The sequence below is a fragment of the Streptomyces sp. Tue6028 genome (assembly GCF_002300165.1).
GTDB lineage: Bacteria > Actinomycetota > Actinomycetes > Streptomycetales > Streptomycetaceae > Streptomyces > Streptomyces siamensis.
On sequence record NZ_MLCE01000008.1, the window covers coordinates 23229 to 43145 of the forward strand.

At 72.9% G+C, this 19917-nt stretch carries 17 protein-coding genes; 5 read left to right on the forward strand and 12 right to left on the reverse strand.

The window, feature by feature from the left end; translation table 11 throughout:
- Positions 1-49: 49 nt before the first annotated feature.
- From BKI49_RS06660 to BKI49_RS35685, 11 genes are all read right to left on the reverse strand, one after another.
- Positions 50-1132 (reverse strand): Zn-dependent alcohol dehydrogenase, encoded by a 1083-nt coding sequence (locus BKI49_RS06660; protein ID WP_095933260.1) that lies wholly within the window; start codon positions 1130-1132, stop codon positions 50-52.
- A gap of 17 nt (positions 1133-1149) precedes the next feature.
- Positions 1150-2538, reverse strand: coding sequence for an aldehyde dehydrogenase family protein (locus BKI49_RS06665; RefSeq protein ID WP_095933261.1), 1389 nt, complete (start codon positions 2536-2538; stop codon positions 1150-1152).
- A gap of 105 nt (positions 2539-2643) precedes the next feature.
- Positions 2644-3102, reverse strand: a complete 459-nt coding sequence (locus tag BKI49_RS06670) for a DUF3574 domain-containing protein (protein WP_095933262.1) — start codon at positions 3100-3102, stop codon at positions 2644-2646.
- Positions 3103-3122: 20 nt separating this feature from the next.
- Positions 3123-4466: an ABC transporter ATP-binding protein gene (locus tag BKI49_RS06675; RefSeq protein WP_095933263.1), complete on the reverse strand. Its 1344-nt coding sequence runs from the start codon at positions 4464-4466 to the stop codon at positions 3123-3125.
- Between the two features lie 350 nt (positions 4467-4816).
- Positions 4817-5524, reverse strand: a complete 708-nt coding sequence (locus tag BKI49_RS06680; protein WP_306453543.1) for a class F sortase — start codon at positions 5522-5524, stop codon at positions 4817-4819.
- Positions 5525-5579: 55 nt separating this feature from the next.
- Complete coding sequence (locus BKI49_RS06685; protein ID WP_095933265.1) at positions 5580-6272, reverse strand: hypothetical protein; 693 nt, start codon at positions 6270-6272, stop codon at positions 5580-5582.
- 101 nt (positions 6273-6373) lie between these two features.
- The gene (locus BKI49_RS06690) at positions 6374-7618 is read right to left on the reverse strand and encodes an MFS transporter (RefSeq protein WP_095933266.1); all 1245 of its coding nucleotides are present in this window, start codon (positions 7616-7618) and stop codon (positions 6374-6376) included.
- Complete coding sequence (locus tag BKI49_RS06695) at positions 7618-9021, reverse strand: CitMHS family transporter (RefSeq protein ID WP_095933267.1); 1404 nt, start codon at positions 9019-9021, stop codon at positions 7618-7620. The genes BKI49_RS06690 and BKI49_RS06695 overlap by 1 nt, the downstream gene beginning before the upstream one ends.
- A gap of 121 nt (positions 9022-9142) precedes the next feature.
- On the reverse strand, positions 9143-11455 hold the full coding sequence (locus tag BKI49_RS06700; protein WP_373557523.1) for a molybdopterin oxidoreductase family protein: 2313 nt from the start codon (positions 11453-11455) through the stop codon (positions 9143-9145).
- A 409-nt stretch (positions 11456-11864) separates the two neighbouring features.
- Positions 11865-12482, reverse strand: a complete 618-nt coding sequence (locus BKI49_RS06705; protein ID WP_095933269.1) for a TetR/AcrR family transcriptional regulator — start codon at positions 12480-12482, stop codon at positions 11865-11867.
- On the reverse strand, positions 12479-13351 hold the full coding sequence (locus BKI49_RS35685; RefSeq protein WP_257004642.1) for a nuclear transport factor 2 family protein: 873 nt from the start codon (positions 13349-13351) through the stop codon (positions 12479-12481). Before BKI49_RS35685 ends, BKI49_RS06705 begins: the two co-directional genes overlap by 4 nt.
- Positions 13352-13552: 201 nt before the next feature.
- Here BKI49_RS35685 and hmgA point away from each other — a divergent pair, with 201 nt between their 5' ends.
- Genes hmgA through BKI49_RS06725 form a run of 3 tightly spaced genes read left to right on the forward strand, consistent with a single transcriptional unit; the run spans position 13553 to position 16952 of the window.
- Complete coding sequence (hmgA, locus tag BKI49_RS06715) at positions 13553-14893, forward strand: homogentisate 1,2-dioxygenase (RefSeq protein ID WP_095933270.1); 1341 nt, start codon at positions 13553-13555, stop codon at positions 14891-14893.
- Positions 14894-14942: 49 nt separating this feature from the next.
- Complete coding sequence (locus tag BKI49_RS06720) at positions 14943-15692, forward strand: GntR family transcriptional regulator (RefSeq protein ID WP_095933271.1); 750 nt, start codon at positions 14943-14945, stop codon at positions 15690-15692.
- Between the two features lie 42 nt (positions 15693-15734).
- Complete coding sequence (locus tag BKI49_RS06725) at positions 15735-16952, forward strand: type ISP restriction/modification enzyme (RefSeq protein ID WP_095933272.1); 1218 nt, start codon at positions 15735-15737, stop codon at positions 16950-16952.
- 225 nt (positions 16953-17177) lie between these two features.
- Here the strand turns inward: BKI49_RS06725 and BKI49_RS06730 are convergent, their stop codons facing one another.
- Positions 17178-17897 carry a TetR/AcrR family transcriptional regulator gene (locus BKI49_RS06730; protein ID WP_095933273.1) on the reverse strand — a complete coding sequence of 240 codons (720 nt, stop codon included), beginning with the start codon at positions 17895-17897 and terminating at the stop codon, positions 17178-17180.
- 63 nt (positions 17898-17960) lie between these two features.
- Here BKI49_RS06730 and BKI49_RS06735 point away from each other — a divergent pair, with 63 nt between their 5' ends.
- The gene (locus BKI49_RS06735; protein WP_095933274.1) at positions 17961-18929 is read left to right on the forward strand and encodes an ATP-binding cassette domain-containing protein; all 969 of its coding nucleotides are present in this window, start codon (positions 17961-17963) and stop codon (positions 18927-18929) included.
- Entirely contained in the window at positions 18926-19708 is a 783-nt protein-coding gene (locus BKI49_RS06740) for an ABC transporter permease (RefSeq protein ID WP_095933275.1), read from the forward strand. The genes BKI49_RS06735 and BKI49_RS06740 overlap by 4 nt, the downstream gene beginning before the upstream one ends.
- Positions 19709-19917: the final 209 nt, after the last annotated feature.

Below are 19917 nucleotides of genomic sequence, written 5' to 3' on the forward strand. Positions count from 1 at the left end.
GTCCGCCCGGTCCCGGACCGGCAACCGGCCCGGGATCGGGCGGGCGCGGCTAGAACACGACCAGGGCCCGGCCGCCCTTGCCCGCGATCATGTTGTCGAACGCCGCCGGGATGCCGTCGAGGGCGATCCGGTCCGTGACCAGGCTCCCGAGGTCCAGGCGCCCGGCCCGGACGTGCTCCGCGAGGACCGGCAGGTCCCGCGCCGGGTCGCAGTTGCCGTAGACGCAGCCCGCGAGGGTCCTGCCCCAGTGGAAGATCTCCAGCGCGTTGAAGGTGACCTGCTGGTCCTTGCCGCCGATGCCGACGACGGTGGTGCGGCCGCCGCGCCGTGTGGAGTCCCAGGCGCTGCGGATGGTCACGGCGCGCCCCACGCACTCGACGGCGACGTCGACGCCCTGCTTGCCGGTGAGGCCGCGGATCTCGCGCGCGGTGGTGTCGGAGGCGACGACGTAGTCGGTCGCTCCGGCGTCCCGCGCGAGGGACTCCTTCTCGGGCGAGACGTCGACGGCGACGATCTTCGAGGCACCCGCGATCCGGGCGGCCTGGAGGGCCGCGAGCCCGACCCCGCCGACGCCGAACACCGCGACCGTCTCGCCGGGCCGCACCTGCGCGCAGTGGTGGACGGCGCCGTAACCGGTGAGGACGGCGCAGCCGAGGAGGGCCGCGTCGGTCAGGGGGACTCCGTCCGGTGCGGGCAGGACGCAGTTCGCGGCGACGACGGTCTCCTCGGCGAACGCGGCCACGTTCAGGCCGGGATGGAGGTCGCTGCCGTCCGAGGCGCGGCGCGCGTACACGTCCGCCGTGCCGGCCAGGGCGTTGGCGCACAGCCACACCTCGCCGAGCGAACAGGCGTGGCAGGCGCCGCAGGACGGCGCCCAGTTGAGGACCACGCCGTCGCCGGGCGCGACATGGGTGACGCCCTCGCCGACGGAGACGACGGTGCCGGCGCCCTCGTGTCCGAGGACGGCGGGGACGGGCACCCGCATGGTGCCGTCGGACAGGGACAGGTCGGAGTGACAGACCCCGGCGGCGGCGAGCCTGACCCTGACCTGGCCGGGGCCCGGTTCGGGGAGGTCGATCTCGGCGATCTCCAGCGGAGCGCCCACGGAGGGAAGGACTGCGGCGCGAACCATGTGCGTGCTCCTGGGGCCTAGAACTGGAGGGACTTGGTCTGGAGGTACTCGGACAGGCCGTGCGATCCGAGCTCGCGCCCGACGCCCGACTGCTTGTAACCGCCGAACGGGGCGAGGGGGTTGAAGCGTCCTCCGTTGATGTCGACCTGCCCCGTGTCGAGCCGCCGCGCGAAGGCGACCGCCTCGGCCTCCTCGCCCGCCCAGACCGCGCCCGCGAGCCCGTACACCGTGCCGTTGGCGATCCGCAGGGCGTCCTCCTCGTCCTCGTAGCGGATGATCGACAGGACCGGCCCGAAGATCTCCTCCTGGGCGATCGACATCTCCTCGGTCACGTCGGCGAAGACGGTGGGGCTGACGAAGTACCCCTGTGTGTGCGGGGATTCGGTGCCTCCCGCGACGAGCCGCGCGCCTTCGGCCAGGCCCTTGTCGATGTAGCCGCGGACGCGGTCGCGCTGCTTGGCGTTGACGACGGGGCCGATGCGGTCGCCGTACTTCGCGGCGGCGGCCGCGGCCAGCTCGACCGCCTCCTCGTACTGCCCGGTGTGCACGAGCATCCGGGTCCAGGCGCTGCACGTCTGGCCCGAGTTGGACATCACGTTGGCGACCCCGACGGCCACCGCCTTGGCCAGGTCCGCGCTGGGCAGGATGACGTTGGCGGACTTGCCGCCCAGTTCGAGGGCGACCCGCTTGACGGCGGCTCCGGCCGTGGCGCCGATCCGCCGGCCGACCGCGGTGGAGCCGGTGAAGGAGACCAGGTCGACGTCCGGGTGCTCGGCGAGGGCCTGGCCCGCGACCGGACCGAGGCCGGTGACGAGGTTGAACACACCGGCCGGGATGCCCGCGTCGGTCACGGCCTCGGCGAAGAGCTGCGCGGTGAGCGGGGTGTCCTCGGCGGGCTTCAGGACGACGGTGCAGCCCGCCGCGAGCGCCGGGGCGACCTTGGCGACGATCTGGTGCAGCGGGTAGTTCCACGGGGTGATCGCGCCGACGACGCCGACGGGCTCCTGGTAGACGGTCGAGTTGCCGACCCTCTCCTCGAAGTCGTGCGTCGCGGCCAGTTCGGCGTAGGAGCCGGCGACCAGGATCGGCACGCCCGCGTGCACGGCCTGGGAGAACGCGAGCGGCGAGCCCAGCTCGGCCGTCACGGTCTCGGCGATCTCCTCCTTGCGCGCGACGAGTGCGTCACGGAGCGCGGCGAGCCGCGCGGCCCGTTCGGCGGGCGGGGTCGCGGCCCAGCCCGGGAAGGCGGCGCGGGCCGCGCGCACGGCGGCGTCGACGTCCTCGGCCGTGCCCGCCGGGACCCGGCCGATCACCTGCTCGTCGACGGGGTTCACGACCTCGATCGTGTCCCGGCCGGCGGCGGGGCGCCAGGTGCCGTCGATGTACATGCCGTCATGTGCCTTCATCGTGTTCCTCCCGGGCGGGGACGCGTCGTCCGGACCCTAAACTAGCGATGATAGTTTTGGGGCGCCAGGGGTGGCCGGCCCCAGGGCATCCTCGGGGGCCGTCCGTCAGAAGTCGACCTGCTCCTGGTCGTCGACCCGGCCCACCGACTCCTGGGCGAACGCCCGCTGGTAGGCACTCCGGATCTCCTCGATCCTCCGGTCGCTCGCAGCGGCCCGCGCGACCGGGTAGAGCAGCACCAGCTCGTACGACCGCTCCCGCTCGATCATGCCGTGCGCGTCCCGCCACTGGCCGCGCCCCTCCCGCACGGTGAGCCCGTCGGGGAACTCCGGCGTCACCTCGTGGTCGACGAAGTCCATGAACTGCCGGTCGGTGACGGCGGATCCGCCGTCGGGCCGCGTCGTGCCGAAGAGGAGCCGGGTCTCCACGTACGCGGCTCCGCGCACCGCGGCCCGCGGTTCCCCGTCGCCGAACACGGCATGGGTGGCGGGAGCGCCGGCGAGGAGCAGGACGGTGGCGGTGGCGGTGGTGGCGACCGGACGGGCGTGCAGACTGTGCGGGGTCATGCGGGTCTGCCTAGCGGAACTCACTCCTCCAGGTCCGGCAGCCGCGCCGGAGCCGGACAGATGCGTTCACCGTGCTGGTCGAAGACGAACAGATGCGCGAGGTCCACGAGGAGGGGGACCTGCATGCCGTGCCGCAGCTCGATGTCGGGCGTGGTGCGGACGACGAGGTCCCCGGGCAGCCGGCCCTCGGGCGGCGCCAGGTCGGGGACGTCGGGTTCCGCGTCCCCCGGATGCTCCAGGACCACCACCGGGCCGGCCCGCAGGGCCCCGGCGCGCTCCCGCAGCCGGTCGAGGACCGTGCCCTCGCGCCGCCGTCGCCGGACCGGGCGGGTCGGACGCGGCGACTCCAGCTCCGGTACGACGGCGGGCCGCGACCCCGTGTTGAAGTGGACGAGGACCTCGTGCCCCTGGTACTCCACGTGCTCGACGAGCCCGCTGATCGCCACCTCGCCGGGCCGGGCGGCGGACGGCTTCGCGAGCCGTACGGCCTCGGAGCGCAGTCCGACGATGACCTCGCGGCCCTGCTGGACCCGCAGCAACTGGTGGTCCAGGGACAGGGGTTCGGGCAGCCGGAGGTACTGCTTGCCCAGGCTGATCGACATCGCGCCGTCGAGCGGCGCCCGGACCAGGCCGCGCAGCAGGTTGATCCGCGGAGTGCCGATGAAGGCGGCGACGAAGACGTTCGCGGGCAGCGAGTAGACCGTCCGGGGCGTACCGAGCTGTTGCAGCACCCCGCCGCGCAGTACGGCCACCCGGTCGCCGAGCGACATCGCCTCCGCCTGGTCGTGGGTGACGTAGACCGTCGTCGTGCCCAGATCCCTGGTGAGCCGGGCGATCTCGGCCCGCAGGTGGTTGCGGAGCTTGGCGTCCAGGTTGGACAGCGGCTCGTCCATCAGGAAGGCGGACGGATGCCGCGCGATCGCCCGTCCCATGGCGACGCGCTGGCGTTCGCCGCCGGAGAGCTGGTTCGGGAAGCGGTCGAGGAGGTCCTGGATGCCGAGCATCCGGGCGGTGGCGTCCACCCGCGGGCGCGGATCGTCGCCGGGCGACTCGATGCGCAGCGGGAAGCCGATGTTGTCGCGGCTGGTCATGCTCGGGTACAGGGCGAAGTTCTGGAAGACCATGGCCATGTCACGCCCGGACGGCGGCAGGTCGTTGGCGTACTCGCCGTCGAGACGCACCTCGCCCTCGGTGACCTCTTCGAGTCCGGCGATCATCCTCAGCACCGTCGACTTGCCGCAGCCGGAGGGCCCCAGCAGGACCAGGAACTCGCCCGGCCGGATGTCGAGCGACAACCGCTCCACCACGCGGACGCCGCGTGTGTACGACTTGCTGACGCTGTGCAGGGAGATGGCGCGTGTCATGAGAGGTGCCCCCGGGGGCTCACTGGACGCCAGAGCGTGGTGTCGAACGTCCCGTGCGGGTCGTACGGGACGCATGAGTCACGGAAGTTAACGGACCGCGCACGCCCGGGGGAAGACATCCGGCGGGATCGGACCATCCGGTTCGGCACGGGCGTAAACGGACGATCAGGTACCGGTGGCCGCCGGTGCCCCGCCCGGTCCGGGCACCGGCACGTCGGACACCCGGGCGCCTGGCCGTAGGACTCCCGGCCACCCCGCCCGGACCGTCGGGCACGGCCCGGGCGGGCCGGGGCACCGGACCGCGGTGCGGTGCCCCGCCCGGCGCGACCGGCCGGGTGCGGCGGGCGCCCTCACGTGGTGCGGGCGCGCCCCCGTGTCTGAGTGAGGTGGGCGAAGACGACGATGTTGCCGGCGTAGCCCTTCCTGCGGTCGTAGACACCGCCGCACGTGATCAGACGCAGCTCGGGGCGCTGCCTGTCGCCGTACACCTCCTTGTTGGGGAAGCGTGCTTTCTCGTACGTCCTCACGGCGTCCACCGTGTAGACGGCGACCCGCCCGTCGGCGCGCCGGGCCTCGATCAGCCGGCCGACCGGCAGCCGCCCGAGCGCCGCGAAGACCGCGGGTCCCGTCCTGGTGTCGCGGTGCCCGACGACGACGGCCGTGCCCCGCTCGCCCGGCGTGGCTCCGCCCTCGTACCAGCCGACCACCTTCGGGTCGTCCACGGGCGGCACGGTCAGGCGCCGCTCGCGATCGAGCCGGACGGCGACGGCCGGGGCCGCCAGCCGGAAGTACGGGATGTCGATCGCCGTCGCACGCGAGCGCGGGAGCGGTGTCGGCGGCCGGACCGGCCGGGCGGGAGCGGTCCGGCCCGCCCGTGCCCCGCGCGGCACGCCGCCGGGCCGCCGCGCGTTCGCCCGGTCCGTACGTCCCGCGTCCCTCCCGGGCGCGGTGGCGGCGGCCGGGCCGGGGGACTCGGCCACGGCCACCGCCCCGGACCCCGTCGGCTCGTCGCTCCCCGCCCACCGGACGCCGCCCGCCACCAGTGCGGTGGCGAGCACGGCGGTCCGCGTCAGACGGTAGGCGCGCGTCCGGTACCAGGGCCTCCGGGAGCGCCTACGCCGCACCATCGGTACGCCGGCGCAGCCTGAGGTACACGACCCCCCCGGTCACGACCAGACCCACGGCCGCCGCGCCGGCGACCGGCGAGAAGTCCTGGGTGCGCGCGAGTCCGCCACCGCCCGCGGCAGGTCCGCCGTTCGGTCCGCCGTCGAGCCCGCCCGGTCCGGCGCCGGGACCGCCCTGTCCGCCCGTCCCGCCACCCGGAGCCGTCGCCGTCACCGTCGGGCTGGGGGTCGCGCCGGCACAGTCCACCTTGAAGACCTTGTGCTTGCCCGCGCCGTTGCCGCCCGCGATCGCCCAGGTCAGCTTGTACTGGCCGTTGGGAAGCACCATGTCGGCGGTCCGGCCGTGGCCGGACGCGGGGAGGGCGAGTGTGCCCGAGAGGACGGAGCCGTCGACCACGGGGGGCTGGGCCGCGATCGACCAGCTCACGGACTGACTCGGGTCGAAGTTGAAGGCGTCCAGGTAGAACTCGCAGACCTTCGGCTCGTCCCTCTGGTCGTCGACGGAAGTGGTCGTGCTGTGGACCTTGACGTCGCCGTTGTCGCCGGGAGCGGCGAATGCGGCCGGGGTCCCCAGAACAGCGGCGCCAGCGGCCGTGAGCGCCGCCAGGGCGACGGCGGCGCCCGCGCGTGCGGCGGCGGTGCGCGACGGCGCCGGCCGGAACGACAGAGGCGAGGTGGGCATGCACATCCTCCAAGTCAGATGATTTTCATACAAATCAGGCGTTCATCTGACTCTCTTTCACATCCGTCCGGAGAAGAGCGGCAACACCGCCCTGCACCCCGTCAGATATCGCTCTTGCGGCGCAACGGAACCCCTGTCCGCGCTCCCCCGGCACGCACCCGGCCGGGCTTCGCCGGCGAACGCAGCGCGATCCCCGAGGACAGCAGCAACAGCGCGCCGAGCATCACGAACGGTGCGGCCACGCCCGCGACTCCGGCCACCAGCCCCGCCGCGGCGGGCGCCGCCACCTGCCCCAGCCGGTTGCCCGTCAGTCGCAGCGCGAGCGCCGTGGAGCGGGCGCCGTCGGGGGCGGCCTGCACCACCGTCGTCATGGACAGCGGCTGACCGACCCCGAGGCAGAAGCCCAGGACGACGAGCACCACGGCCAGCGCCCACACCGGCAGCGGCAGCGCGACGCCGGCGCACAGGACGGCCGCCAGCAGACAGGTCACCGTGAGGAGCAGCGCGCGTCCCAGCACCCGCAGCAGAGGGGTCAGCACCAGCCGGCAGGCGATGGTGGCCGCCGCGCGCAGGCTCAGCAGCAGCCCCACCACGGACGGCGCGATCCCCCGGTGCTCGCCGACGACGGGGAGGTACGCCGTGAGGATGTCGGTGGCGGACAGCACGGCGAGGCTGACGAAGATGCCCGCGGGCACGCCCCTGGTGCGCAGGATGCGCCCCACGGGGACCCGATCACCCTCCGTGCCGTGCGACTTGACCGCCGTACGGTGCTCGATGCGCCACAGCGAGGTGAGCGCGACCGCCGCGAGCACGCCCGCGACGAGCAGCGCGAGCGCACTGGTGCCCGCCATGTCGGGGCCGCCGATCAGGGCGCCCGCCGCGACGGGGCCGACGAGCTGGCCGAGCGAGGCTCCGATGGTGAAGTGCCCGAAGTTGCGGTCCTGTTCGTGCGCGGCGGACCGGCGGGCGACGAGCGACTGTGCGCCGATCACGAAGCAGAGGTGGCCGAGTCCCATCACCCCGCTCCAGACCGCCATCGACCACAGGGTGCCGGCCACGCCGCTCAGCGCGCAGCCGCCGGATATGAGGACGACGCCCAGCGACAGCAGCGGCGCGCACCGGCCGTGGTCGGTACGGCGGCCGAGCGGCACTGCGGCGAAGAGGGGCAGCAGCGCGTACACACCGGCGATCACACCGATCGCGCGCTCGTCCGCGCCCAGCGCGAGGGCCCGGTAGGAGACGGCGGGCCGGGCCATCGACACCGCCCCCTGCGCGAAGCCGAAGGCGATGACGAGGCGCAGCAGCCAGCCCCTGCCGGGCCGCTCGCGAGGTGAGGCGTCGGGCATCAGATGATGCCGAAGAGGATTCCGGCGCCGAGCACCACCAGTGAGATGAGCGCCGCCCACTTCACCACGAACCGCGTGTGGTCGCCGAACTCGACCTTGGCCATGCCGACCAGGACGTACACGGCGGGCACCAGCGGGCTCGACATGTGCAGCGGCTGGCCGACGATCGAGGCGCGGGCGATCTCCAGGGAGGAGACGCCGTGCGCGTGTCCGGCCTCGGCGAGGACCGGGAGGATACCGAAGTAGAAGCCGTCGTTGGACATGAAGTACGTCAGCGGGATGCTCAGGACGCCGGTGACGAAGGCCATGTGCGGGCCCATGCCGTCGGGGATGTTGTCGACGAGCCAGCCGGCCATGTGGTCGACCATGCCGGTGCCCTGGAGGACGCCGGTGAACACGGCGGCGGCGAAGACCATGCCGGAGACGTTGAGGACGTTCTCGGCGTGGGCGCCGAGGCGGGCCTTCTGGTCGGGCATGTGGGGGAAGTTGACGGTGAGCGCGAGGGCGGCGCCGAGCAGGAAGAGCACCGGGATCGGCAGCCACTCCATGATCATGGCGGTGAGGAGGGTGACCGTGAGGAGCGCGTTGAACCAGTAGAGCCTGGGGCGCAGGGTGGCGCGTTCGGGGTCGAGTCCCTTGAACGCGTCGTCCTCGCCGGACGGGTCGGCGTCCGCGTCGGTTCCGGAACCGGCCCCACCGGTGCGCACGGGCCTGCCGGCGTCACCGCCGCCCGCGGCGACGAGCACCGTCTCGGCCTCCTGCGGCTCCAGCACCTCGTCGAGGGTGAGCACGCCGAGCCGCTTGCGCTCGCGGCGGCCGAGGACGAAGGAGAGGGCCAGGACGCCGAGCAGGCCGACGGCGAGCGCGGGGATCATCGGCACGAAGATGTCGGACGCGTCGACCTTGAGCGCGGTGGCGGCGCGGGCGGTCGGGCCGCCCCAGGGCAGCGTGTTCATCACGCCGTTGGCCATGGCGGCGACGCCGGTCATCACGACGAGACTCATCTTCAGCCGCTTGTACAGCGGGTACATCGCCGAGACCGTGATCATGAAGGTGGTCGAGCCGTCGCCGTCCAGCGACACGATCGCGGCGAGGACCGCGGTGCCGACGACGATGCGCAGTGGATCGGCCTTGCAGAACTTGAGGATCCCCCGGACGATCGGGTCGAAGAGGCCGACGTCGATCATCACACCGAAGTAGACGATCGCGAACATCAGCATCGCCGCAGTCGGGGCGAGATCGGTGACGCCGTCGATGACGTAGTCACCGAGGTCGGCGCCCTTGCCGACGAAGACACAGAAGAGTGCCGGGATCAGCACGAGCGCCGCGATCGGCGACATCTTCTTCAGCATGATCAGGACCAGGAAGGTCGCGATCATGGTGAAGCCGAGGATGGTCAGCATGAGTGGATACCTAACGTTCGCCCTTGAACATCCCACCGGGCAGGCGGTGCGACGACGTTAGGTCCCGTCAAACGGCGTTAACAAGACGTTGACACGCGAGCAATAAGCGCAAAACTCCAGGTCACAAGGTTGCGGTGAGTTCGACCGGTACTCCGTTGAGGACCGCGTTGCCCGACAGCGGGTCGAGCAGACTGCCGTCGAGGAGCTGGTTGACGTTGACTCCGGGGGCGGCGGAGGCATGCCGCATGCGGGTGCCGGGGCGGTCGTGGCCCCAGCCGTGCGGCAGGCTCACCACGCCCGGCCGGACGCCGTCGGTGACCTCGGCCGGGGCGACCACCTCTCCCCCGGCGCCCTTCACCCGTACGTCCGCTCCGTCGCGCACCCCGAGGCGTTGCGCGTCCTCGGGGTGGATGTGCAGGGTGCAGCGGTTGGTTCCGCCGGTGAGCGCGGGCACGTTGTGCATCCAGCTGTTGTTGGAGCGCAGGTGACGGCGGCCGATCAGGACGAGCCCGTCGGGGCGCTGCGCCAGCGCCTCCCGTAGGCGCGGCAGATCGTCCGCGAGGGGCTGCGGCAGCAGTTCGACCTTGCCGCTCCTGGTCTTCAGCGGCTGCGGCAGGCGCGGTGCCAGCGGGCCGAGGTCGATGCCGTGCGGGTGCGCGAGCAGCTTCTCCAGGGTCAGCCCGTCGGGCCGTACGCCGAAGCCGTCGCCGTAGGGGCCGAGGCGCAGCATCATGTCGAGCCGCCTCTCGGGACCGGTGTCCCCGGTGAGTTGTGCGGCGAGTTCGCGCGGGTCCCGGCCGTGCACGGGCGAGTGCTCCTCGTGGACCGCCTTGCCGAGGGTCTGGTCGATCACCATCGTGTCGACGGCGGACGGATCCGCGCCGTGCATGCCGGTGGCGGCCAGGATCAGCCGGGCCAGGATCTCCGACTCGGCCATCCGGCCGGGCTCCAGGGGCACGGCGGGGCGGGTGTAGCGGACCTGGTTGCGTACGGCGAGGGTGTTGAACGCGAAGTCGTGGTGCGGGCTCTGGGAGGGCGGCGGCGGGGGCAGCACGACATGGGCGTGGCGCGAGGTCTCGTTCAGGTACGGGTCGACGCTGACCATGAAGTCGAGCGAGTCCAGGGCCTTGTCGAGCCGCGCGCCGTCGGGGGCGGAGAGCACGGGGTTGGCGGCCACGACGACGAGCGCGCGGACCGGCTCGCCCTCGGCGGTGGCGGTGTCGATCTCCTCGGCGAGCGCGGAGAGCGGCAGCTCGCCCTTCGCCTCGGGATGCCGGCGCACGCGCGAGTGCCAGCGGCCGAGCGCGAAGCCGTGGCCGGGTCCCGCGGGCCGGGGCGACTTGTCGGTGGCGGCCTGCGGGAAGAGGGCGCCGCCGGGGCGGTCGAGGTTTCCGGTGAGGATGTTGAGGACGTCCACGAGCCAGCTGGCGAGCGTGCCGTGCGGGACGGTGCAGCTGCCGATGCGCGCGTACACGGCGGCGGTCGGGGCGGCGGCGAGTTCGCGGGCCAGGGCCCGGATCGTGTCCGCGTCCACGTCACAGGCGCCGGCGACCGCCTCCGGGGTGAAGTCGGCCAGCTCGGCGCGCAGTTCGGCGACGTCCTGGACGTGCGGAGCGAGGTCCCCCAGATCGACGAGGTCCTCCTCGAAGAGAACCTGTGCCATCGCCGCGAGCAGCAGCGCGTCGGTGCCGGGCCGGATCGCGATGTGCCGGTCGGCGAGCCGTGCGGTACGGGTGCGGCGCGGGTCGATCACCGTGAGGGTGCCGCCGCGGGCCTTGAGCGCCTTGAGTTTGCCCGGGAAGTCGGGGGCGGTGCACAGGCTCCCGTTGGATTCGAGCGGGTTGGCGCCTATGAGGAGCAGGTGGTCGGTGTGGTCCAGGTCGGGCACGGGGATCGCGTTGGCGTCGCCGAACAGGAGCCCGCTGGAGACGTGCTTGGGCATCTGGTCGACCGTGGAGGCGGTGAACAGGCTGCGGGTGCGCAGGGCGGCGAGCAGCACGGGCGGGTAGAGGGCACCGGCCATGGTGTGCACGTTGGGGTTGCCGAGGACGATGCCGACCGCGTTCGGACCGTACCGCTCGGCGACGGGGCGCAGTCCCGCGGCCACGGCGTCGAAGGCCTCCTCCCAGGTGGCCTCGCGCAGCTCGCCGTCCTTGCGGACGAGGGGCGTGCGCAGCCGGTCCGGGTCGCCGTCGACCGCGCCGAAGGAGGCGCCCTTGGGGCAGATGAACCCCTTGCTGAACACGTCGTCGCGGTCACCGCGGGCACCGGTGACGCGACTCCCCTCGACGGTGAGGGTCAGCCCGCAGGTGGCCTCGCACAGGGGGCAGATCCGCAGGGCGGTGCGGGCGTCGGAAGTGGTGCCGGAGGTGCGGGACACGGGTCCTCCCGGAGGGCTGTGGCGTCGGTGGCACACGAACTGGGGCCCGAGCATACCGACCGGTATGCATGGAGGGGAGGGGTGTCGGGAACCCGGTCGGAAATTCGCCGGCCGTTCGGCACGGTCACGGACCCCGCACGCCTGCCGTACGCCGCCCCGCGTGGACGCCGTACGCCCACCCCGCGCGACACCGGCCGAGCGCCCGCCGGCACGCACCTCGTCCGGCCGCCGGCACGTACGTCGTACGCCCGTCGGCACATACGTCGCACGCCCGCCCGGCACAGGACCGGCGGCAAGGTGCCGGACCGTCCGCGCGCCTTCCCGCCTTCCCGCCTTCCCGCCTTCCCGCCTTCCCGCCTTCCCGCACGGGCGACGTCTGCGCGCCGTGCCGGATCCGCGTACGGCGGACGCCCGCGCGCGCCTCCACCGGGCACGGCCGGGCGCCCGCCCGCGCTCGTACGGTTCAGTCGAGGACCCTGGCCAGGTACGCGCGCAGCAGCTCCCGGGTCTCCTCGATGATCCGCTCGTCCCCGTTCGGAAAGACCCGGAAGGCGAGGTGCACCAGGGTGTCGGCCGTCTCGACCGCGATCAGGAAGGTGCGGCGCAGATCGTCGTCCGGGGTGCGTCCGAGGTAGCCGGAGAGCAGGTCGGTGAGGCGGTCGGCGACACGGGTGTTGGGCTCGGAGTAGCGGGAGCCGACGGGGATCTGGTTGCCGAAGTCGACGAGGGAGAAGCCGGGTGCGGTGCGCTTCATGGCCAGGTACTCGTCGAGCACGGCGTCCATGGCCGTGCGCCAGCCGGCGCCCTCGGCCGCCGCCAGGCGCGCCGTGACACGCTCGGTGTAGCGCTCCAGATTGCGCTGCGCGAGCGCGTCGGCCATGGCGCGCTTGTTGCCGAAGAAGCGGTAGACGGAGCCGATGGGCACGCCGGCCCGCTGGGCCACGGCCCGGGTGCTCAGGCCGTCGTAGCCGACCTCGTCGAGGAGGTCGGCGCAGGCGTCGAGGATTCTGGTCAGTCGTTCGGCGCTGCGCCGCTGTACGGGCGCTCTGCGCAGCGAGGTCGCATGGGGCACGGGCTTCATGATGCCTTTCCGCCGGGATCCGGTGAACCTCCCGTATCAGTACGGCCCTCGATGCGGTGGGCACTCATCTTCTCGGCGGAGCCGGGTACGACGGCGCGCGAGACCCATGGGGCGGACGTGAGACGTACGCCGCGCGGGACCCCGCCCGCCCTGGTGAACCCGTCGGCGTACGGGGACCTGTCGGCGGTCACGGCCCCGTCGTCGGCGCGGGCCGGCCCGGCGGCCGACGTGGACACGTCGCCGGGTACGGATCCGGCCACGGACGTGGATCCGGTCACCGAGGCGGACCCGGACCCGGGCGCCGACAGCGACCCGTCGGTGGCCGTGTCCGTGGACCCCCCGGTCGGCGTGGCCCCCGCGGCGCCCGGCGTCCCGGCCTCCGACGCCGTGATGTCGGCGGTGCTCTCGACGGGCTTGCCGCGGACGGCCCACACGGTGCCGTCGTCGGCGTACAGGCGCGCGGTGACGTGATGGGTGCCGCGTGGGACGAGCCGCCCGGCGAGGTGGTACTCGGCACTGCGGAGCCGGGCGATGGTCCGGCCGTCGACATAGAGATGGGCGATGCCGCGACCGGCCGCCGGGACGGGGCGCGTACCTGCGGGCGAGAAGCGGAAGTTGCGGACCTCCAGGGTCACGTCCCAGCTGTCGTCGGAGTCCGGCTGAACCTCGATCGAGACATACGGCGCCCCTTCCTTGTCCACCTCGCGGTAGTTCCGGCCCTCTTCGTCCATCTCGTCCAGCACCTTGCCCACGGGCGAGACCGACGGTCCGTCCTCCCGCTCGTGCGCGTCGCCGGAGCCGCAGCCCGACGGCCCGCCCAGCAGCGCGCAGACCGCGAGCGCGGCAAGCAGTCCGCGCGTCCTCGACATGCCTGGGAGCGTAGAACACGGGTCCGACAGCCGGATCCCCCTGGAGTCGGGTTCTTGCACGGTACAGCGGCCCCTGAGGACTACGTCGGTGCGCTGATCGGACCGGGGCCGGCCGACGGAGGTTGACCGGAGCGGACCTCTTGCGCACGGAATCCGCGAATCCTACGGTGATGCATAGGAATCAGGCGCGAGGGAGCGATCATGAGCGGGGACGCCAGGAAAAGGGCCGAGGGGCTGACCTACCTCTCCGGTTTCGGCAACGAACACAGCTCGGAGGCGGTGCCCGGGGCCCTGCCGCACGGCCGCAACTCGCCGCAACGGGCGCCGCTCGGGCTGTACGCGGAGCAGTTGAGCGGTACGGCGTTCACCGAACCCAGGGCGCACAACCGGCGCTCCTGGCTGTACCGGATCCGGCCGTCTGCCGCGCACCCGGCGTTCACCCGCACGGACAACGGAGCACTGCGCACGGCGCCCTTCACGGAGACCGTGCCCGACCCGAACCGCCTCCGCTGGAACCCGCTGCCGGAACCCGCCGAGGGCACCGACTTCCTCGCGGGCCTGTGGACGCTCGGCGGCAACGGCGACGCGGCACAGCGCACCGGCATGGCGGTGCACCTGTATCACGCCAACTCCTCGATGGAGCGGGTGTTCAGCGACGCCGACGGCGAGCTGCTGATCGTGCCCGAGCGCGGCGGGCTGCTGCTGCACACCGAGTTCGGGCTGCTGCACGCGGAGCCGGGCCATGTCGCGCTGATCCCCCGCGGCGTGCGCTTCCGCGTGGAGCTGCTGGACACCGCGCCCGACGGCGGCGCGAGCCCGGCGGCCCGCGGCTATGTGTGCGAGAACTACGGGGCTCCTTTCCAGCTGCCCGACCTGGGCCCGATCGGCGCCAACGGCCTGGCCAACGCACGTGACTTCTTCGCGCCGGTCGCCGCCTACGAGGACGTCGAGGGCCCGGTCGAGGTGGTGAACAAGTTCTGCGGCAACCTGTGGACCGCGACGTACGACCATTCGCCACTCGACGTGGTCGCCTGGCACGGCAACCACCTGCCGTACGTCTACGACCTGCGCCGTTTCAATGTGATCGGCACCATCAGCTACGACCACCCGGACCCGTCGATCTTCACCGTGCTGACCTCCCCCTCGGACACCCCGGGCCTGGCCGGGGTCGACTTCGTCGTCTTCGCGCCGCGCTGGCTGGTGGGCGAGGACACCTTCCGGCCGCCGTACTTCCACCGGAACGTGATGAGCGAGTACATGGGACTCATCGAGGGCGCGTACGACGCGAAGGCGGAGGGCTTCGTGCCGGGTGGTGGTTCGCTGCACAACATGATGTCGGCGCACGGTCCCGACCGGGAGACCTTCGACCGGGCGAGCGCCGCGGAGCTGCGTCCGCACAAGATCGACGACGGGCTGGCGTTCATGTTCGAGACCCGCTGGCCGGTCACCGCGACGGCACAGGCGGCGCGGGCGGAGCACCTGCAACAGGCCTACGACGACGTGTGGCAGGGCCTCCAGCGGCACTTCCGTCCGACGGACTGAGATTCACCACCCGTTGCATTCGACGCCCGCGACCGGTACGGATACCCTCGTGACCTCCTTCGCCCCGGACTCGATCGTCCTGAACCGCAAGCTGCCGCTCTGGTATCAGGTGTCGCAGTCCCTGCGCGCGTCGATACTCGGCCGCTCGCCCCAGGACCCGCTGCGCCTGCCCACCGAGGAGCAGCTGGCGGGCCACTACGGGGTGAGCGTGCTGACCATGCGGCAGGCGCTCAAGGAGCTGGAGGACGAAGGGCTCATCACCCGCCATCGCCGGCGGGGCACGTTCATCGAGCCGAGCGCGCAGCGCGGCGCACCCGTGCGGCTGCTCGGCTCGGTGGACGCGATCGTGGCGCAGCAGTCGGGCATGACGACGCGGCTGCTCGACCACGGGTCGGTGCCGGTGTCCGCCGAACTCGCCGAGTACTTCCCGGATCTGGCCGAGGTGGGCACGTACCACCGGCTGCGCAGCGACGAGAAGACGGGCGAGCCGACGAACCATGCGCGCAACTACGTGCGTCCCGAGCTGGCCGCGCTGATCGACCCGGAGGATCTGGTGCGCTGGCCCATGACCAAGGTGCTCCGGGACGTGGTGGGGGTGCGCATCAGCCGGATCACCGACACGGTGGAGGCGCGGCTCGCGGACCCGGAGACGGCGCGGCTGCTCCAGGTGCCGCTGCTGAGCCCCATCCTGCACTACACGGGCATCGTGCACGGCGAGGACGGCCGCGCCCTGGACGTGGCCCGCATCCACTACCGCGGTGACCGGTTCTCCTTCACCGTCACCCTCGACGCCCACTGACGCATGCCGCACCAAGGCGGCGGGCGGCGGCCACGTCGTACGATGCCGGGCGTGACGCACGACGACGCCCCGCTGCTCGCGGACCTCATGCCGTGGTCCGTCGCACCGCCGAGGCTGGGCCGGGGGTGGCCGACGGCCCCCGACGCGGCGTCCCTGAAGGCGCGGTGGGACGCCCTGCTGAAGGCGGAGGGCCCGGACCGCGAGGCGCTGTTCGAGCCGACGCGCTCGCGCACGACGCAGTCGGCCGTCGGCCAACTGCCGGGGCAGTCGACCGGGACGGGCCGGCTGGCGCGCGAGTCGGGTCCGTGCCCGGAGCCGGTGCGCGTGGTCCACGGCCCCTTCGACGAGCAGTGGCTGATCCCGGACCACCGGCTGATCGACGCGGCACGGCCCGAGTTGTGGCGGGTGGCCGACGCACGACAGGTGTTCGCGGTGGAGCAGCCGGCCGGGTCCGATCCGTCCGGGCCCGTGCTGCTCGTCTCGTCGGCGCCGCCCGTCGTCCCGCCGCCCGCGAAGGCTGTCCCGGGCCGGACGCCGACGCCCCGTTCCGGTCGCGTCCGCCCGCTGTACCGGAGGCCCGGGGGCCTGGAACCGAACCTGGCGCCCGGCCTGCTGGACCATCTCGGCACCCGGCTGGGCCACTCCCCCGAGCCCCTGGACTTCCTCGCCTGGACGGTGGCCGTCGCGCGGTCCGGCCCGGACGGGCCGGTGGTCCCTCTCACGGCGGACCTCCAGGAGTGGGCGCACGGCGTCGAGTTGGGCCGCCGGATGCTGTGGCTGATGCGCCGCGACGGCGAGCGTCCCAAGCTCCCCGGCGGCCGTCGCCCCTATGTGCGCGCCCCGCTGCCCGCCCGCCCCGTCGACCTGCGCTACGACCGTGACGAGGAGGCCCTGCTGCTGGACGAGGGCCGGATCTCTCCGGTGCCCCCGCAGGCCTGGGACTTCGAGACGGGCGGAGTCCGCGTGCTGGAGCAGTGGTTCGCGGCCAGGACGGCGGCGACGGAGCCGGGCACCCTCGAAGCGGTGCGGCCCGCCGGCTGGCCGCAGGCCTGGACCTCCGAGCTGCTGGAACTCGTCACGGTGCTCACCCTGCTGGCCGAACTCCGGCCGCAGCAGCGGGACCTGGCCGTCGGGGCGCCCGTCACCGCGGACGGGCTGCGCACGGCGGGCGTCCTTCCGGTGCCGGACGCGGCCCGCAGGCCCGCCTCCGTCCTCGACCACCACGAAGAGGGCCCGGAAGGCCAGTTCGCCCTGATCTAGGGGGTTTCGTTTGGATCAGCTCGGATCAGGCCACGGCATCCGGTGGGGTGCATCGCAAGGCGGAGGACCACCCGCGTACTGGGCGTACTCGGGTGGTCCGACAACGCGGCGAGGTGCCGTGCCGGGCGTCGCGGACCCGGGCTGATCCAAACGAAACCCCCTATCGCACCGGGTGCGCGGGGTCCGCCCCGAGCCGGCGCACCGGGTGCACGGCCCTCGCGGGTGTCACCCGGCCCGTGCGGGGTCGAAGGCGTCGAGCACCCGGCTCAACGCCCTTTCGAAGACCGCCTCCAGGTCGATCGGGCCCGCGTCCTGCATGACGGCCGCGGCCATCCGCGGGTAGGCGCCGGTCGACACCTGCCCGATGAGGTAGGAGATCCGCATCGCGTTCTCCTGCTCCTCGGACCACGGCAGGGTGCGGGCGCGTTCGGCGGTGGCGAGTTCGTTGCCCACGTACGTCGTCACGACGCCGTTGAGCATCGCGATCAGCTCCATCTTGGTGCCGTAGGGCATGTCGAGCGGGTCGAGGCAGGCCAGACAGTGCTCCAGGTAGCGCAGGGCGTTGGGGCTGAAGCCGTACACCGGGGACATCAGGCGCGGCATCCAGGGATGGCGGTGCATGAGGGCGCGGGTCTGGTGCGCGACCGTCGTCATGTCGGCGCGCCAGTCGCCGGAGGGTTCCCGGATCTCGTGCTCGCCGCTGATGGCGTCGACCATCAGCTCGTACAGGTCCTCCTTGCGCGGCACGTAGTTGTAGAGCGACATCGTGCCGCAGCCCAGTTCGGCCGCCACGTGCCGCATCGAGACCGCGTCGAGTCCCTCCGCGTCCGCGATCCGCACGGCCGCCGCCGCGATGTCCGCGCGGCTGCGGGCCGGCCGCGGGCCGCGGCCCGCACGCTCCGGACGGGCCCAGATCACTTCGGGTACGGCGTTGCGCCCTGCCATTGGTCGATCACCTCGCGACCATCCTAGTTACGTACAGCGTACGTAGTGCGCTATGGTGCCCCTATGACTACTACGTACGCTGTACTTAGTGAGGGTCTGGAGAAACGGTTCGGAGAGGTTCGGGCACTGCGGGGGCTGGACCTGGCCGTGGCGCGGGGCACGGTCTGTGGAGTGCTCGGGCCGAACGGCGCGGGCAAGACCACGGCCGTACGCGTGCTCACCACACTGCTGCGGCCCGACGCGGGCTCCGCGCGTGTCGCGGGCCACGACCTCGTCCGGGAGACCGGCGCCGTCCGCCGCGCCATCGGGGTCACCGGGCAGTACGCGTCGGTCGACGGCGATCTGACCGGGCGGGAGAACCTGCGGCTGTTCGCGCGGCTGCACCGGATGCGGGACTCCGGGGCGCGCGCCGCCGAACTCCTCGCACGCTTCGGGCTGACCGAGGCCGCCGACCGGCCGGCCTCCACCTACTCCGGCGGCATGCGGCGCCGGCTCGACCTGGCCGCGAGCCTGGTCCGCCGCCCCGAGGTGCTGTTCCTGGACGAGCCCACCACCGGGCTCGACCCCACGAGCCGGAACCAGATCTGGGAGGCCGTGCGCGCCCTGAAGGACGACGGCACGACCGTGCTGCTGACCACGCAGTACCTGGAGGAGGCCGACCGGCTGGCCGACGACATCGCGCTCGTCGACCGGGGCCGGGTCGCCCACACCGGCTCGCCCGCCGGGCTCAAGGCGCTCATCGGCTCGTACGCCGAGGTGGTCGTGGCCCACGCGGACGCGCTGACCGGGGCGGCCGGGGTGCTGGACCGGCTCACGGGCGGTGAGCCGTCGTTCGACCGCGAGCGGGGCGCGGTGGGCGCCGTCACCGCCGACCCGACGCTGACCCTGCCGCGCCTGGTGCGCGAACTCGACGCCGCGGGGGTCCCGTTGCTCGACGCCAGCCTGCGCCCGCCGACCCTCGACGACGTCTTCCTCCGGCTGACCGGAGAGCGGACCGGCACCCCGGCCCACGTGAAGGAGCCCGCGACATGAGCACATTGGCGTACGACGGCGGCGCGATGCTCGGCCGGCAGCTACGGCGCATCCGGCACAACCCGGGTCTGCTGATCCTCACCCAGACCATGCCGATCACGATGCTGCTCTTCTTCGGATACGTCTTCGGCAGCGCGCTCGCCACGCCCGGCCAGGAGTACCGCGCCTTCCTGGTGCCGGGACTGATGGTGGCCACCGCCGCCAACGGGATCATGACGGGTATGTTCCAGGCCGCGCAGGACTCGCACCGCGGCGTCATGGACCGCTTCCGTACGCTGCCGATGAGCCGGGCCGCCGTGCCGCTGGGACAGGCGGCCGCGGACGTGGTCGTCACCGCGGCCGGCACGGTTCCGCTGATGCTGGTGGGGCTCGCCGTGGGCTGGCGGATCGAGGGGTCGGCCCTCGAAGCGGCCTGCGGGGTCGGGCTGTTGCTGCTCTTCCGGTTCGCGACCACATGGATCGGCATCCTGCTGGGCCTCCTCTCGCGGAGCGAGGAGGCGGCGGGCCAGCTGGGCGGGGCCACCTTCGTCCTGCCCCTGCTGTCGAACGCCTACATCCCCACGGACAACCTGCCCGGCTGGCTGCGCACGCTCGCCGAATGGAATCCCATCAGTGCGGTGACCACCGCGCTGCGGGACCTGTTCGGCAATGCACCGGCCCCGGCCGACGGCGCCTGGCCGGTGACACATCCGGTCGCCGGTTCGCTGGCCTGGTGCACCGTCATCGTCGCCGTGTTCCTGCCGGCCGCCGTCCGCCGGTACGCGACGGGCGGACGGTGACCGGCGTACCGAACGCCCGCATCTGGTCCCCGTGCCGCATGGTGCCGCCGGTCGGGCACTGGGTGCTCATACGTGGGCGGTTCGCAGCTGCCTGGGAGCGCACCGCCCTGGGGTGCACCAGCCACTGAATCGCGCGGGCGATCAGTCACCCTGGGCCCCGGAAAGTTGCCTCGTCAACATCCATGCATGACAAAGGTGTGAGGGGCAGG